This is a genomic window from Rhizobium deserti (genome assembly GCF_004358025.1).
Lineage (GTDB): Bacteria > Pseudomonadota > Alphaproteobacteria > Rhizobiales > Rhizobiaceae > Neorhizobium > Neorhizobium deserti.
Genome location: NZ_SMTL01000002.1, coordinates 773408 through 788616, shown reverse-complemented (window position 1 = coordinate 788616; position 15209 = coordinate 773408). Strand labels below are relative to the sequence as shown.

Below are 15209 nucleotides of genomic sequence, written 5' to 3'. Positions count from 1 at the left end.
GCTTCAGCCTTCCAGCGCCGCGATCGCTGCCTCCAGCGCCGGCATGATGTCGGACGACAGCGGCAGCAGCGGGCGAGGGGGCTTGGCATGGAGGAGCTTCAGATGTTCCGCCGCGGCATAGACGACGCGCAGGCTTCCATAGGTCTTGAACAGATCCCAGAGCGGCATAAAAGGCGCATCCAGCCGCGCCGCTTCCGCCGCATCGCCCTGCATTGCCGCCTTGGTGAGTGCCGCGGCGGGCTTTGCGAACAGGCCGGCAACCACGCTGTACCAGCAGTCGGCGCCGGCAAGCAGCGCGTCGCTGCAGCCCCAGTCGCCGCTATAGCCGATCGCAAAGCCATCCGGCAGGTTCGGCTTCAGGCGCGACAGCTCGGCGGCGAATTCCATGTTCTTCGGCAGCGGCATCTTCACAGCCTTGATATTGGCCACTGAGGCGAGGCGCTGAAGCAGCCCGTCGCTGAAGGCGAAATGGGTGGTCGACGGGTTGTTGTAGATGCAGAGCGGCAGGTCGGTCGCAGTGGCAACCGCCTCGAAATGGCGAAAAGCCTCCTCTTCCGTCAGCGGCGTGTAGGAAACCGGTGCAAGAAGCAGCGCATCGGCGCCGGCTGCCGCCGCATCTTGGGCCAGCGCCTCGGCCTCGTCGGTGCGCAGCGTGCCGACGCCGACAATCACTGGAACGCGGCCTTGCACGCATTCGACGGCCGCCGTCACCGCCCGGAGCCGCTCCTCACGCGACAGATACATATAGGTGCCGGTGCTGCCGAGGAGGCCGATGGATTGGACATCCGCCTCGACCAGCCGGGCGAGGAGGCGCTGCAGCCCTTCGACATCGACGCGCCCCGCCTCGTCGGCCGGCGTCAGCGGGAAGGCGGAAAGGCCGGCAAAGATCGGCTGTGGCATGAAGGGCTCCGGGAAAGATGAGGAACCGAGGCAGTATGAGCAATAGCGGGTCCCGAGCAAGCCATTCCTGATATGGGCCGTGATCCGGGTCGGCCGATGTGAAAAAGCGCTGCCCGGGAACGGACAGCGCTTGCTATAGCCGCAATAGCGGTCGGTGGAATCAGTGACGGGCTACTTGCGAAGACTGGCCCGCCGATGCCGCTGCCCCATGCTCGAAGGGACAGGTCATCGGCTCAGTGACCGGCGTCTGGTTGCGCTGCGACCGGAAGGCGGCCGAGCGCTGGTAGGCGAGCTTGCGCAGGCGCATGATCGAGCCAAGGGGCTGGTGGACGACAAGGCCGTTCCAGGGCGAGAAATGCATCCCGTCATCCGCCGTCTGCGAGCGCTCCTCGCTCCAGGCGGTTTGCGGGCCGGCGGTGATGCGGGCAACGGTGACGAAGGGGCTTTTGTTTTCGTCCCAGGCCTCGACGCTTTCCACCGGCATGCTTTCGAGGTCGGCGCAGAGCTGCACCTGCAGGTGCCAGACCGCCGTTTGATCCTCGAAGAAATCATCGGTTGCATGACGGATGGCGTCGTGATCGTTCGATGTATCGACCGTGATATTCTTCAATGCCGTGAGGTTGTCGGAGGCGGGGACAACGGCGATCTTGGCGATGTAATCGCCGTAGCGCAGGGGAAGCTGGCCGAAAAAGCTTTCGCCGAGAATATGGGTGGGGGGATTGCCGCCCATGGACTTCAGCGTCGCACTTTCGCGGCCGACTGCCTCGAGTGCCGCTTCAACACCGCGAAACGCCTTTGACAGCAATTCCTTGGCACCCTCCATGCGGTCGGTCGTGGCCGCCAGCATTTTCAGGTTCTTGAGGAAAGCCTTGCCGCTCGGCGAGTTGAACTCCTTGCCGTTGACCAGGATGAAATCCTGGCTGCGGGAATTTTCCGAACCGGGCAGGCGGGAGCCGGCGACATCCATGATCTTGATGGCCATTCCACGCGGGGTCGACACGCTGTCATGCAAAATGTCGCCGGGCGTGGTCGACAGGCGCAGCACCGCCCCGTAGGCGCCGGGCTCGGCAAACAGCCCTTGGGCATATTCCGGCGGCAGATCCTCCAGAACCTCCAAGCGTGCTTCCAGCAGGCCGTGGCTCTTGGCATGCACCGAACGAATGGCGTGGCCGGAATTGGCATAGGTCTGTTCGGAGATCGACAGCATGGTTTCGGCGAGCGCGCGGGCGGTTTCCGGCTCGTCCGGCTCGATCGTTTCGACATTGGGCGAATAGCGGAAGGGCTTGATATCGATGCGGTTGATCATTGCACTGTCTCGCTTTCGAGGAGGTTGTCGGCCAGGATCTTGTCGAGAGTGATGGGGAAGGAGCGGATGCGGCTTCCCGTGGCGTGGAAGATCGCGTTGGACACGGCGGCCGCGACGCCGACAATGCCGATTTCGCCAAGACCCTTGACGCCGATCGGGCTCGCCTTGTCATCGTCCTCCTCGATGAAGATCACCTCGATATCCTCGACATCCGCATGGGCGGGGACGTGATATTCGGCGATGTTCGGGTTCATGATGCGGCCGATGCGGTGATCGGCAAGGCCTTCCTCGTAGAGAGCCATGCCCAGCCCCATGACGACGCCGCCGAGGATCTGGCTGCGGGCCGTCTTCGGGTTGAGGATCTTGCCGGCCGCGACGGCGATCACCACGCGCGTAACACGCGGACGACAGAGTTCTTCGTCCACCTTCACCTCGACGAAGACACCGGAATGGGTATAGGCGGAAAACTTCTTCTGGATCGACGGATCCGGTTCGACCTTGCCGTTCTCCTCGATAAAGGTGACGCCGGCTGCGTCCATGATGTCGGAAATAGCCACCCCCACCTGATGATTGGCTTCCAGCACCAGGCGGCCGTCGGCCACCTCGACCTGTTCTTCGGTGGCCTTGGCGAGCGGCGAATTCTCCATCTTCTGGGCATGCCTGAGGAGCGTCGCAATCACCATTCTCGATGCGACCTGCACGGCCGAGCCGGAGGAGGCCGCCGTCCAGGAACCGCCTTGGACGGCCGTCTTGGGCAGGGTGGATTGGCCGATCTTCACGCTCACCGCGTGGAGCGGCAGGTCGAAGGCATCCGCGCCGATCTGGCCGAGGATGGTATAAGTGCCGGTGCCGATATCGGAGGCGGCGGCGGACACCACGACCTTGCCGTCGGAAGACAGGCGCACCCGGGCTTCGGCCGGTGACAGCTGGGCTTCCCAGACCCCGGTCGCCATGCCCCAGCCGACCAGATCATTGCCGTCGCGCATCGAACGCGGCTGCATCACCCGCTCCGACCAGCCGAAGCGGGCCGCGCCTTCGCGGTAGCAGGCATGCAGGGCCTTGGAGGTGATCTCCTTGTCCTGGTTCTGGTCGCGGTGGATGAAATTGCGGATGCGCAGCTCGACCGGATCCAAGCCGACCTCGTAGGCCAGTTCGTCCATGGCCGTTTCGAGCGCCGTGACGCCGGTCGCCGCACCCGGTGCGCGCATGTCGCCAGGCGTGGAGACGTCGAGCTTGGTGATCTCGTAGGTGATCTTGACGTTGTCGCATTTGTAGAGGAGGCCCGACCAGTTGGCGACATTCTCCTGGTAGTCCTCGTATTGCGACGTGGCATGCATAGCATGATGCATGACGGATTGCAGCCGGCCTTCCGCATCGGCGGCCAGCGACAGGTTCTGGATGCTGGTTGGACGCCAGGTAAGGTAGAACATTTCGCGCCGGCTCATCTCCACCTTGACCGAGCGTTTCATGTCGAGGCTGGCCATGACCGCGAAGAAGAGCTGGTATTTCGGACGCAGGCCCGAACCGAAGGCGCCGCCGACGAATTCGTTATGCGCCACCACCTTTTCAGGATCGAGCCCGAAGATCTTGCAGACCGTGTCATGGCTGTTCTGCGACCCTTGCGACTTGTCGTAGATGGTCAGCTCGCCATCCTGGCCGAAAATCACCGTCGTGCCGAACAGCTCCATGGGATTGTGATATTCGCCTTCCAGCGAATAGGTGGCGGAGATCTGATGCGGCGCCTGGGCGAAGGCGCCTTCCGGATTGCCGCGCGGCGGCGGCGGCGCCATCTGCTTGTCGCGCGGCACCGGCGGCACATAGCTATTGTCCTGCTCGCGCTTCAGATCCGTATGCGGCTCGCCGGCCTCGTAGCGGACGCGGATGATAGAGGTCGCATCGCGGGCGGCTTCGAAACTGTCGGCAACGACAAGTGCGATCGGCTGGCCGTCGTAAAGCACGCGGTCGTTTTCAAGCGGCCGGAAGGGGTGGCCGGGAACCGCGACCTCATCCTTCCATTGCTCGTCCTTTTTAGCGGCCGGCGGGCGGTTCTCATGGGTATAAACCTTGACGACGCCGGGGAAGCGCTCCGCCTCGCTCGTATCGATCTCGGCGATGCGGCCGGTGGCAATGGTGGAAAACAGCACATAGCCCTGCAGCATGCCAGGGCCGAAATGTTCGGCGGCATATTTGGCGCGGCCGGTGACCTTCAGCGGTCCGTCTATGCGCGACAGCGGCAGGCCGACGACCTTGGAGGAATTCAGCATGGTCGATCTCCTTCTACTGGATGGCCTTGACGCTCTGGTCCTGCGGGCGCCCGGAGGCCGCCTGCTTCAGGGCGCGGATGATCGATCGTTCGGCGAGCGGGATCTTGAAATCGTTCTCGCCCTGGCCCTTGGCGCCGGCGAGCAGCCGCCGTGCGACCTGCCGGAACGTTTCCTCATTGGCCGGCTGGCCGGCAAATTCCGCTTCCGCCAGCTTGTCGCGCCAGGGCTTGTGGGCGACGCCACCGAGCGCCACGCGCAGATCGACGATGGCGCCATCGGAGGAAACCTCCATGGCGGCTGCCACCGACACCAGCGCAAAGGCGTAAGACAGCCGGTCGCGCAGCTTCAGATAGGTGTAATGGCTGGCGAAATGATTGCCTTCGAGGCGGATGGCGGTGACCATTTCGCCGCGCGCCATGGTGTTGTCGCTCTCCGGCCGGTCGCCTGGCAGGCGATGGAATTCGGTGAAAGGGATGTCCCGCTTGCCGTCGGGACCCTCGACCTCGACCACGGCATCCAGCGCCGCAAGTGCCACGCACATGTCCGAAGGATGCACGGCGATGCACTTGTCGCTGGCGCCGAGAATGGCTTGAATGCGATTGACGCCCCCGATGGCGCCGCAGCCGGAGCCGGGCTCCCGCTTGTTGCAGGGCGTCGAGGGGTCGTAGAAATAATAGCAGCGGGTACGCTGCAGGATGTTTCCGCCGGTTGTTGCGGCATTGCGCAGCTGCGCCGATGCACCGGCAAGGACGGCGCTGGACAGCAGCGGATAGCGCTCCTGGACGCGCGGATCGTAAGCGACTGCGGAATTGCTGGCGAGCGCGCCAATGCGCAGGCCACCATTCGGCAGATCCTCGATCTCCTTCAAGGGCAGGCGGTTGATATCGACGATCGCGCCGGGGCGGGTGACATTGTACTTCATCAGGTCGACAAGGTTGGTGCCGCCGGCCAGCAGCTGGGCTTCCGGATTGGAGGCAAGCGCTGCGACGGCGTCCGACACGGTTTCGGCGCGGCTATAGGAAAATTGTCTCATTCTGCGGCCTCCTTGTTGGATTTCGCGGCTTCGGCGCCCATGACCTCCTCGATCGCATCGGCGATATTGGTATAGGCGCCGCATCGACAGAGATTGCCGCTCATCAGTTCGCGGATCTCGGCGCGGTTATGGGCGTGGCCTTCCCCAACGAGGCCGACGGCGGAACAGATCTGCCCGGGCGTGCAATATCCACACTGATAGGCATCGTGCTCCAGAAAGGCCTTCTGCATCGGATGCATGTTTTCCGGCGAGCCAAGACCTTCAATCGTGGTGATTTCCGACCCATCCAGCGATACGGCGAGTTTCAGGCAGGAATTAACCCGCTGGCCGTCGACGAGAACGGTGCAGGCGCCGCATTGACCGTGATCGCAGCCCTTCTTGGTGCCGGTGAGTTCGAGCGGCCCGCGCAGAAGATCGAGCAGCGACACCCAGGGGTGCAGCTCAAGATCATGCTTTTGGCCGTTGATGGACAGGGAAACGGAACAGGTGGGAAGGCTGGAGGTCTGGGAGCTGAGATCCATGCGGAAGCCCTTTCGCTGAGATGGATCGTTAACCGTTGGCCAACCGGCTTTGTTCCGCCGGCTGCAGCGCCGGCGGATATGGTCGAAGAAGAAAACGTCTGGAGATAGGAAAATAATCCTTGACGGCGTGACGGTGGTTTGATAGGTTTAAGTCACAGTCGGAGAAGTGCGGGGCGGATAGGCCCGCTGGATAGTGCAAGGCACAGGCTTCGAACCGGCAGCTCGACCAACGGGCTCAACGTCATCACATCATCATCAGCGGCGCCTCTTGATCCGGACGACGGATCGAGGGCCGCATTCGCACGGGTGCCATCATGGACGATTTTGCCACATTCGACCCAGGCCTTTTCGAGATCTGGACCGACGGCAGCCCTTATCGGGGGCATACGGCGGAAGAGGACCGGAGACTGGCCGAAGAAGCGCGCAGCCTGGTTCTGGAGATCAAGTCCGCCGAGAGCGCCGTGCTGCCCGCCGAAGCCTTGCGGCGCCTGCTCAATGAGATGACGGTGGAAATGCGCGACCAGTTTGCTGCGTTCAGGCGGATGCGCACGGCTGCCGAACTGGTGCTGGCGGATGGCGACGAAGCGGCGGGCAAGCTCGCCCGCGCCGATGTGAAAGCCGCAACGGATGCCATGTCGCTGATCGTCCGCACTCTGGAAAAGGTCGACAGCCTGCAGCGCCAGCTTGCCCGCGACCGGGAGCTCGAGGCCGAGCAGACGGCGGACGAGGGTGGATATGAAGAGGCCAAGGCGCGCCTCCTGCAATTGATCGAGGACCGGGCGAATGAAAAGGCCACTGCCATCTTCGATCGCTGGAAGCGCGACGGCGCTCCTAACGATCGTGCAGATGACGACCAGCCCGGTGCAGGTCCGGCGCGAGGTTCGGGGTGAGCGACGGGTTGGGATTTCCGATGCGAGGCGGTTCAAGAAGCAGACGACGAAGCTCAAAGGCTCCCACGAGCGGCAGATGAGCGCAATGGATCGCAAGCACGAGGCCGATCGCATGCCGGTCAAGGAAACCGCTGCCGGACGCATTTTGGCGCGGACGCACCGCGGTGAGCCGGAAGCGGCCAAGGATGTGGTGAAGGATGGTTCAGTTGACGAGATCGAGGTCGGTGACATCCGCTTCAAGGCGGGCTTTGTCGGCCGCTTCGAACGGGCATGGGATTTTAACGGCCGGCGCGAGCAGAAGCCCCCGGCCGGCGACTGGCGGACCTGGCTGATCATGGGCGGCCGCGGATCGGGCAAGACCCGGGCAGGGGCCGAATGGGTACAGGCGCTGGCATCGGACGGCGATCGGTCGGATCTGAGGATCGCACTGGTGGCGGAAAGCCTCGGCGATGCCCGCGAAGTGATGATCGACGGTGTCTCCGGCATTTGTCGGATTGCCCGCACCAGGCGGCCAGAGTTCGAGATTTCGCGGCGACGGCTGGTCTGGCCGAATGGCGCGGTGGCGCAGATCTTTTCCTCGGAAGATCCGGAAAGCCTGCGCGGGCCGCAGTTTCATTTCGCCTGGTGCGACGAATTGGCCAAATGGAAGCATGCGCAGGAGACCTTCGACATGCTGCAGTTCGGGCTGCGGCTCGGCGTCGACCCGCGCCAGCTGGTGACGACCACGCCGCGGCCGGTGCCGATCCTGAAGCGCCTGATCGCCGATCCGGGCACCCGGCTGGTGAAGATTGCCACGAAGGGCAATGCCGGCAATCTTTCGCCGGGATATATCGAGGCGCTGGAAGCCCGCTATGGCGGCACCCGGCTGGGACGCCAGGAACTGGCCGGCGAACTGATCGAGGACCGCGAAGACGCTTTGTGGAGGCGGGCCGATCTGGAAGCCTGCACGATCCGGTTTGCCGGCGCCCTTCGGCGCATTGTCGTGGCGGTTGATCCGCCAGCCGGTTCGGGCGAGGCATCCTGCTGCGGCATTGTCGTTGCCGGGGTGGAGCCCAATGGACGAGCGGTGGTTCTGGCCGATTGTACGATCGGGGGCGCAAGTCCGGCCGGCTGGGCGCAGGCGGTCGCCAGGGCCTATCAAAGGTTTCAGGCCGACCGGGTGGTGGCGGAGGTCAACCAGGGCGGCGACATGGTTTCAGCCATGCTGAAAAGCGTGGATGCCAATCTGCCGATCACCATGGTGCGGGCGACGCGCGGCAAATTCCTGCGCGCCGAGCCGGTGGCGGCGCTCTACGAACAGGGGCGGGTGGCGCATGCCGGGCGGTTTACGGAGCTGGAAGACCAGATGTGCGATTTCGGCCCGGACGGGCTCTCATCGGGGCGCTCGCCCGACCGGCTCGACGCGCTGGTCTGGGCGCTGACGGCGCTGATGCTGGAAGGTTCGGGCGAGCCACGCGTGCGAGGGATCTGACGCGGCTCGCCTCAGAAGTTCAGCCTTGCTTGCGCGGCTGCGGGGCACTGTCGCGGATCTGCTTCCATTCGGATTCGAGACGCTCAACGACATGCTGCGGGATCGACTTGGAAGGAACGGCCTGCACCGGCTGCTGCATCATCATGATCTCCTGTTTCACTGAAGAAAGCCGACAAAAACGTCGCGCAATGCCGTTGGTTCCACAGCCTTACGGAAAAGTAAACAGCCGCCTAACCGCCTAAAACGATTCAATTTTTCCTAAACCGATTGAAAACGTTCCAGCGCTGCGGTCGGCCTTGATGAAGGGATGTCTAAGATGATGATCGACCGGGTTGTCCTGTTCCGCATCCTGCGCCCTAAGCTGTTCAAGGGCAGGATGACGGCGCTGCAGGTGGAAGGTGTGGAGGCGATCCTGAAGGGCTGGGAGGAGCGGCTGCCAGAGGGACAAAGACAGGCGCTGGCCTATGTGCTGGCCACGGCCTTGCATGAAACGGCGGCGACCATGCAGCCGGTGCGCGAAACCCTGGCGAATACCGACGCGGCAGCGGTGGCAAGGCTGGATGCAGCCTTTGCCGCAGGACGGCTCCCCAGCGTCAGCACGCCTTATTGGCGTTTCGACGGGAGCGGCAAAACCTGGCTGGGACGCGGCCTGGTGCAACTGACCCACAAGCGCAATTACCAGGCGATGTCGAAGCTGACTGGGGTGGATCTGGTCGCCGATCCGGCGCGCGCCATGCTGATGGATGTTGCGGTGGCGATCCTGATCGAAGGCATGCGGGCCGGCAGCTTTACCGGCCGCAGGCTCGACGACTATTTCGCGACGGGCAAGACAAACTGGCTGGGCGCACGCCGGATCATCAACGGCACGGACCGGGCGGCGCTGGTGGCGGGCTATGCCAAGCTGTTCGACGAGGCGCTGGCGGCTTCGGCCGCTTCCGTCGTCATCGAGCCGCCGCTGCACGGGAAAAGCCTCGCAAGCCAAGCCTGAAGGCGCCGAAGGACCCGAAGGACCGAGACCACCGCCGTCACCGATCTGCCGAGACAGCGGTCATTCACAAGGATATCGTCATGAGATTTCCATTCCGGCGACCGTGGCTCGCCTCGGGCGGGCGCAAGGCCATGCCCGCCGAAACGGCGCTCGAAAGCAAGACGGGCACGGCCTTGGCGCAAGGCTTTGCGATCGTGGCCGCCGAAGGCGCTGCGCACTGGTCCGGCCGCTCCTATGCGGCGCTGTCGCGCACCGGCTTCATGAAGAACCCGATCGCACACCGTGCCATCCGCATGGTGGCCGAGGCCGCCGCATCCGTGCCCTGGCTAGCTTACAGCGGTACGGTCGAAATGGCCGATCATCCGGCGCTGGCGCTGCTGGCCCGGCCGAATGCGCGCCAGGGCGGGCCGGACTTTTTCGAAATGCTTTACGGCCATCTTCTGCTGTCGGGCAATGCTTATGTAGAGCCGCTGGTGTTGGGCGAGGAGCTGCGCGAACTGCATCTGCTGCGGCCCGACCGGGTGAGCATTGTCGAAGCGCGCGACGGCTGGATCGCCGGCTACGATTACCGCGCCGGCGGGGTGACGCGGCGTCTGGCGGCCGAAACAGAAGGGCCTGGCCTGCTGCATCTGAAGCTTTTTCACCCGCTCGACGACCATTGCGGTTTTTCGCCGCTCGGCGCGGCCGGCGCGGCACTCGACCTGCACAATGCCGCGGCGCAATGGAACAAGGCGCTGCTCGACAATTCCGCACGGCCATCCGGCGCGCTGGTCTACCAGCCGAAGGATGGCGGCAATTTATCCGCCGACCAGTACGAGCGGCTGAAGGAGGAGCTGGAGGCCGGCTATGCCGGCGCCGTCAATGCCGGCCGGCCGCTGCTGCTGGAAGGCGGCCTGGACTGGAAATCCATGGGGCTTTCGCCAAAGGACATGGATTTCATCGAGGCCAAGAACGCTGCGGCGCGCGACATCGCGCTCGGTCTCGGCGTGCCGCCCATGCTGATCGGCATACCGGGCGATAATACCTATGCCAATTACCAGGAGGCGAACCGGGCCTTTTACCGGCTGACCGTGCTGCCGCTGATGGCCCGCACGGCGGCCAGTTTTTCCAGCTGGCTTTCGGACGGCTATGGCGAGGCGCTGCGGCTGGAGCCGGATCTCGACAGGATTGCCGGCCTGGCATCGGAGCGCGAAGCGCTCTGGGCAAGGGTCGGCGCGGCGACTTTCCTCAGCGACGACGAGAAGCGCGAGGCGGTGGGGTATTGATCGAGACACGGATGCGGCGCATCCTGTAATACGCCGTATTACAAAGGAGGCGCCAATGGCCGATAAGAAGACCGACGACAAGCCCGGGCTTTCCGATCCGATCACCCTGCGCCTGCCGGTGGATATTCTCGCCGATATCGAAAAGATTGCCGAAACGGCCGACCGCAGCCGATCCTGGGTGATCGTCCGGGCGCTGAAATATTACCTGATCAATGAGGGAAGCGATCTGCTGGAGATTCGGCAGGGCCTGGAGGATGTAAAGGCTGGCCGCGTCCATGATGCCGAGGAAGTCTTTGCAGAGCTTGAACGTCTGTCGCGCGAAGATGCCGCTTAAATGAAGATCCGGCTTTCTGACCGAGCGTTGGATTTCTTGAAACGGGAGCAGGGTTATCTTGCAAAGTTCGACAAGCGGGTCGCCCTTGCTGTTGTTCAACAGATCCGAGCTGCGATCAAGCTCGTCGGCGAATACCCTCAGGTCGGGCCCGCTGTCGATGGTGCCCAAGCCGTAAGACGCTATGTCGCGGCTCCCTATCAGATCGACTATCAGTTAGACGATGCTGGCATAATCATCGTGGCCATTCGCCATGGGCGTCAGGCCCCGAGAGAGATGGAAGCTGATTACCCGCCATCCGACATGGAATGACCGGCGCTGACGGGGTTCTAGCAAGACGCTGCCCAGCATCAGCGCGTTGACTCAGTTTCTCAGGCTGCAGAAGAAACCTGCTAAAGCTGCCTCTTAATGCATTGAAATGTATAGAAAACGGTCTCGTCCCGCTCTAGCGGGATACGAATCCGTGACCAGCGCGATGAGGCTCATGTCGCGGCAAGGCGTGCCGCTCCATATGGGAAAGCCTCCGCACGTCCATTCCATCATCATAAACAAGAGACATTAACAATGGCTGACCTCGGCAACGATCCCGGCGCCATGCTCGGCGTGTGGGCGGCGAAGATGTTCGGCGCGACGGCGGGAGCGGGTATTTCGTTGATCTATCTGCTGCCGAGAAGCCGTCGCGAGGCGGCCAGCCGGTTCATGACCGGCATCAGCTGCGGACTGATCTTCGGTGCGCCGACCGGCCTGTGGCTCGAGGCGCGGCTCGGCATTGCCGGCCTTTTGTCCGGCCCCGAAATGATGCTGGCAGGCTCGGCTTGCGCCAGCCTCTGCGCCTGGTGGGCGCTGGGCGTGCTCGCACGGCTGGCACATCGTTATGGCGCCCGCCCGTCCAACGGCGGCTGAGCCGGCGCCTTTCCTTTGCAATTCAGGAGAAGACTTGATGCACGCTTACCGCGGGCCGCGCCCGGCCTTGACCCCGAACGGGCGCAAATTTGCCAATCTGGAACTTTCGGGCGTCACCGGCGACGGGGTGTTTTCAGGCTATGCCAGCGTGTTCGGCGAGGTGGACCTCGGCAAGGACAGAATCGAGCGCGGCGCCTTTTTGAACTCGCTCACCGGTCGCGGTGCCCCCGGCGTGCGGATGCTCTACCAGCACGACCCCAACGAGCCGATCGGCGCCTGGAAGACGATCCGCGAGGATGCGCGCGGGCTTTATGTCGAGGGCGTGCTGTCGCCCGGCGTGGCCCGCTCCCGCGAGGTCCTGGCGCTGATGAAATCCGGCGCCCTCGACGGGCTGTCGATCGGCTTCAGGACGGTCAAGGCGCGCACGGATGCCAAGACCGGCGTGCGGCGGATCCTCGAAGCCGACCTCTGGGAGATTTCGGTGGTAACCTTTCCAATGCTGCCATCCGCCCGGGTCTCCGATGTCAAGAATGCGAGGTTCTTCCGGGACCGAGAAACCGAGCTTGTCCGCCAGATGCGACGGGCGGCGAAGATGATGATCAGGTCAACCTTCAAAGGAAAAGCGATATGACGCAGCAAATGGCAGGCATGAGCAGCGCGGCGCCGGACGTGCAGCCGGCAAAGAACAAGGCCCCGGAGCTCAAGGCGGTCCCGGAAACGGTGACGGCGGCCTTCGACGAGTTCATGGAGGCCTTCGAGGCCTTCAAGGACGTCAATGACCAAAGGCTTGGCGAAATCGAGCAGAAGCTTTCCGCCGACGTGGTGACGCGCGACAAGATGGACCGCATCAACCGCGCCGTCGACGAGCAGAAGAAGGTGCTCGACCAGATAGTGCTGAAGAAGGCCCGGCCGCGGCTTGGATCCGATGCAGGCCGGAGCGGTGGCGGCGGCGAGCTTTCCCCGGAGGCCGTCGAGCACAAGACCGCTTTCGATGCCTATGTGCGGCGCGGTGACGAGGCAGGACTGCGCGAGCTGGAGGCGAAGGCATTTTCGGCGGGCTCCGGGACAGACGGCGGTTATCTGGTGCCGCCGGAAACCGATACCGAGATCGGCCGGCGCATTTCGGTGATTTCGCCGATGCGGGCGCTTTCCACCGTACGGACCGTATCTTCGGCCGTGCTGAAGAAGCCGTTTGCGACAACGGGTCTGGCGACCGGCTGGGTGGCCGAAACGGCAGCTCGGCCGCAGACCAGCTCGGCGCAGCTGGCGGAACTCGCCTTTCCGACCATGGAACTCTACGCCATGCCTGCGGCGACGCAGGCGCTGCTCGACGATGCGGCGGTCGACATCGAGGCCTGGATTGCCGGCGAAGTGGACCTGGTTTTTGCCGAACAGGAGGGCGATGCCTTTATCCGCGGCGACGGGGTGGCCAAGCCCAAGGGTTTCCTCTCCTATCCCGCAGTCGCCGACAGCGCCTGGAGCTGGGGCAATCTCGGCTATATTGCCACCGGTGCGGCCGGCGCCTGGAAGGCGAGCGGTCCGTCCGACACGCTGATCGAGGCGATCTATGCGCTGAAGGCCGGCCATCGCCAGAACGGCACCTTCATGATGAACCGCAAGACGCAGGCCGACATCCGCAAGTTCAAGGATGCCGACGGCAATTATCTGTGGCGTCCGCCGGCAACCGCCGGCCAATCCGCATCGCTGATGGGCTTTCCGATCGCCGAGGCGGAAGAAATGCCGGATGTGGCGGTCAATTCGCTGTCGCTGGCCTTCGGCGATTTCCGCACCGGCTATCTCGTCGTCGACCGGGCTGGCGTCCGCATCCTGCGCGATCCCTATACCGCCAAGCCCTATGTGCTTTTCTATACGACCAAGCGGGTCGGCGGCGGCGTTCAGAATTTCGAGGCGATCAAGCTGGTGAAGTTCGCGGCCAGCTAGGCCGCATCATCTCTTCCTAAAATAGAGCAAGAAGCCGTCATTCCCGCGACGAAGAGGAGTGACGGCTGCAGATTGCCGCTGCGAAAGGATCCCCATGACCTATGCCATGATCACTCCGCCTTTTGCGGAGCCGCTAACGCTTGCCGAAGCGAGGGCGCATCTGCGCCTCGACCAGAGCGCGGAAGACGAGCTTCTCGCGTCGCTCATCAAGACGGCCCGCGAGCATCTGGAACGGGAAACCGGGCTCTGCCTGATCCGGCAGACCTGGCGGCTTTATCTCGACCGCTGGCCACGGGACGGCATCATCCGGATCTCCAAGTCTCCGGTGCAAGCGATTCAGACTGTTACCACTTATGAAGCGGACGGCACCGCTGTTGAAGTTTCACTGGAAGATCATCTGCTCGATGGACAGGGCCGCCCGGCACGGCTGTGGTTGCAACATGCGCCACAGCCAGGTCAGGCGGTAAACGGCATCGAGATCGACTTCGAGGCCGGTTACGGCGAGGCGGGCGCCGACGTGCCGGATACGTTGAAGCGGGCCATGCTGCTTCATGTCGGCCATATGTTCGCCTTCCGCGGCGTCGTCTCGCCTGATCAGCAGCCGGCCGGCATTCCCGATGGGTATGAGCGGCTGATCGCGCCGTTCAGGATGCGGAGGCTTTGATGGTGACCTTCTTCGATCCCGGCCAGATGACTGCACGGCTCGACCTGGAAGCGCCGCAGCTCCTGCCGGACGGACAGGGCGGCGGCACGGTGACCTGGGAGGTGGTCGCATCGCTCTGGGCGCGGATCGAGCCGGTGTCCTTCGTGGTGGCGGAACAGGCGGCGGCCGAAACGGGCCGGATCACGCACCGGATCTGGCTTGCCCATCGCCCGGAGATCGCCGCCGGCCGGCGCCTGCGCAAGGGGGCGAGGATTTTTACGATCAAGCTGGTGCGCGATCCCGACGAAACGGCGCGCTATCTGGTGTGCCAATGCGAGGAGGAAGCCCGATGACGGCGGCAGCCAAAGCGCTTCTGAAGGCGCTCCACCAGCGGCTGTCGGGCGACCCGGCGCTGTCGGCGATCATCGGCCCGGATGGCGTGCGCGACCGGTTGCTGCCGCGCCCGCAATTGCCGGCCATCACCTTCGGCGATCTCGACACACGCGATTATTCCACCGACGGCGACGGGCGCGCGGAGCATCTGCTGACGCTGGAGATCTGGTCCGACGGCGAGGGCAGGCGTCAGGGGCAGGAGACTGCCGGGCTCGTGCATGACCTGCTGCACGATGTAAGCTTCGATCTAGGCAGCGTAGTGCTGGTCAGTTTGCTGGTGACCGGCATGCGCAGCCGGCGCGAGCCGAAGACGAAGTTCTATCTGGTCGAGATGCGGCTGAGGGCGGTGACCGAATAGGT

18 protein-coding genes are annotated in these 15209 nt (G+C 63.8%); 12 read left to right on the top strand and 6 right to left on the bottom strand.

Annotation, left to right across the window (positions count from 1 at the left end):
- Positions 1 to 3: 3 nt before the first annotated feature.
- The 5 genes from E2F50_RS10225 to E2F50_RS10205 all read right to left on the bottom strand — a co-directional run bounded on the left by E2F50_RS10225 (position 4) and on the right by E2F50_RS10205 (position 6024).
- A complete protein-coding gene (locus tag E2F50_RS10225; RefSeq protein ID WP_133316018.1) occupies positions 4 to 900 on the bottom strand; it encodes a dihydrodipicolinate synthase family protein in 897 nt (298 codons plus the stop codon).
- A gap of 160 nt (positions 901 to 1060) precedes the next feature.
- Positions 1061 to 2206, bottom strand: a complete 1146-nt coding sequence (locus E2F50_RS10220; RefSeq protein WP_202615436.1) for a catalase family protein — start codon at positions 2204 to 2206, stop codon at positions 1061 to 1063.
- Positions 2203 to 4470, bottom strand: coding sequence for a xanthine dehydrogenase family protein molybdopterin-binding subunit (locus E2F50_RS10215; protein WP_133316017.1), 2268 nt, complete (start codon positions 4468 to 4470; stop codon positions 2203 to 2205). The genes E2F50_RS10220 and E2F50_RS10215 overlap by 4 nt, the downstream gene beginning before the upstream one ends.
- Positions 4471 to 4483: 13 nt before the next feature.
- Positions 4484 to 5503: an FAD binding domain-containing protein gene (locus E2F50_RS10210; RefSeq protein ID WP_133316016.1), complete on the bottom strand. Its 1020-nt coding sequence runs from the start codon at positions 5501 to 5503 to the stop codon at positions 4484 to 4486.
- On the bottom strand, positions 5500 to 6024 hold the full coding sequence (locus E2F50_RS10205; protein WP_133316015.1) for a (2Fe-2S)-binding protein: 525 nt from the start codon (positions 6022 to 6024) through the stop codon (positions 5500 to 5502). Before E2F50_RS10205 ends, E2F50_RS10210 begins: the two co-directional genes overlap by 4 nt.
- Positions 6025 to 6338: 314 nt before the next feature.
- Between E2F50_RS10205 and E2F50_RS10200 the strand changes: the two genes are divergently transcribed.
- Together E2F50_RS10200 and E2F50_RS10195 are read left to right on the top strand one after the other, a co-directional pair.
- Positions 6339 to 6914, top strand: coding sequence for a hypothetical protein (locus E2F50_RS10200; protein ID WP_202615435.1), 576 nt, complete (start codon positions 6339 to 6341; stop codon positions 6912 to 6914).
- The gene (locus tag E2F50_RS10195) at positions 6871 to 8385 is read left to right on the top strand and encodes a DNA-packaging protein (RefSeq protein WP_245515353.1); all 1515 of its coding nucleotides are present in this window, start codon (positions 6871 to 6873) and stop codon (positions 8383 to 8385) included. Before E2F50_RS10200 ends, E2F50_RS10195 begins: the two co-directional genes overlap by 44 nt.
- A gap of 19 nt (positions 8386 to 8404) precedes the next feature.
- Here E2F50_RS10195 and E2F50_RS23530 read toward each other — a convergent pair whose 3' ends face one another.
- The gene (locus E2F50_RS23530; protein ID WP_281029197.1) at positions 8405 to 8527 is read right to left on the bottom strand and encodes a hypothetical protein; all 123 of its coding nucleotides are present in this window, start codon (positions 8525 to 8527) and stop codon (positions 8405 to 8407) included.
- A 174-nt stretch (positions 8528 to 8701) separates the two neighbouring features.
- On the opposite strand from E2F50_RS23530, the gene E2F50_RS10190 reads away from it, so the two are divergent.
- From E2F50_RS10190 to E2F50_RS10145, 10 genes are all read left to right on the top strand, one after another.
- Positions 8702 to 9373: a hypothetical protein gene (locus E2F50_RS10190; RefSeq protein ID WP_133316401.1), complete on the top strand. Its 672-nt coding sequence runs from the start codon at positions 8702 to 8704 to the stop codon at positions 9371 to 9373.
- Positions 9374 to 9453: 80 nt separating this feature from the next.
- The gene (locus E2F50_RS10185; RefSeq protein ID WP_133316014.1) at positions 9454 to 10638 is read left to right on the top strand and encodes a phage portal protein; all 1185 of its coding nucleotides are present in this window, start codon (positions 9454 to 9456) and stop codon (positions 10636 to 10638) included.
- A 55-nt stretch (positions 10639 to 10693) separates the two neighbouring features.
- Complete coding sequence (locus E2F50_RS10180; RefSeq protein ID WP_133316013.1) at positions 10694 to 10972, top strand: CopG family ribbon-helix-helix protein; 279 nt, start codon at positions 10694 to 10696, stop codon at positions 10970 to 10972.
- Positions 10973 to 11281, top strand: coding sequence for a type II toxin-antitoxin system RelE/ParE family toxin (locus tag E2F50_RS10175; RefSeq protein WP_133316012.1), 309 nt, complete (start codon positions 10973 to 10975; stop codon positions 11279 to 11281).
- Positions 11282 to 11533: 252 nt separating this feature from the next.
- Positions 11534 to 11872, top strand: a complete 339-nt coding sequence (locus E2F50_RS10170) for a DUF6107 family protein (RefSeq protein WP_133316011.1) — start codon at positions 11534 to 11536, stop codon at positions 11870 to 11872.
- A gap of 37 nt (positions 11873 to 11909) precedes the next feature.
- On the top strand, positions 11910 to 12503 hold the full coding sequence (locus tag E2F50_RS10165) for an HK97 family phage prohead protease (RefSeq protein WP_133316010.1): 594 nt from the start codon (positions 11910 to 11912) through the stop codon (positions 12501 to 12503).
- Between the two features lie 8 nt (positions 12504 to 12511).
- Complete coding sequence (locus E2F50_RS10160) at positions 12512 to 13813, top strand: phage major capsid protein (RefSeq protein ID WP_161974111.1); 1302 nt, start codon at positions 12512 to 12514, stop codon at positions 13811 to 13813.
- 94 nt (positions 13814 to 13907) lie between these two features.
- Complete coding sequence (locus E2F50_RS10155) at positions 13908 to 14477, top strand: head-tail connector protein (RefSeq protein WP_133316008.1); 570 nt, start codon at positions 13908 to 13910, stop codon at positions 14475 to 14477.
- Positions 14477 to 14809 (top strand): phage head closure protein, encoded by a 333-nt coding sequence (locus tag E2F50_RS10150; RefSeq protein ID WP_202615434.1) that lies wholly within the window; start codon positions 14477 to 14479, stop codon positions 14807 to 14809. Before E2F50_RS10155 ends, E2F50_RS10150 begins: the two co-directional genes overlap by 1 nt.
- Entirely contained in the window at positions 14806 to 15207 is a 402-nt protein-coding gene (locus tag E2F50_RS10145) for a DUF3168 domain-containing protein (protein ID WP_133316006.1), read from the top strand. Before E2F50_RS10150 ends, E2F50_RS10145 begins: the two co-directional genes overlap by 4 nt.
- Positions 15208 to 15209 lie beyond the last annotated feature (2 nt).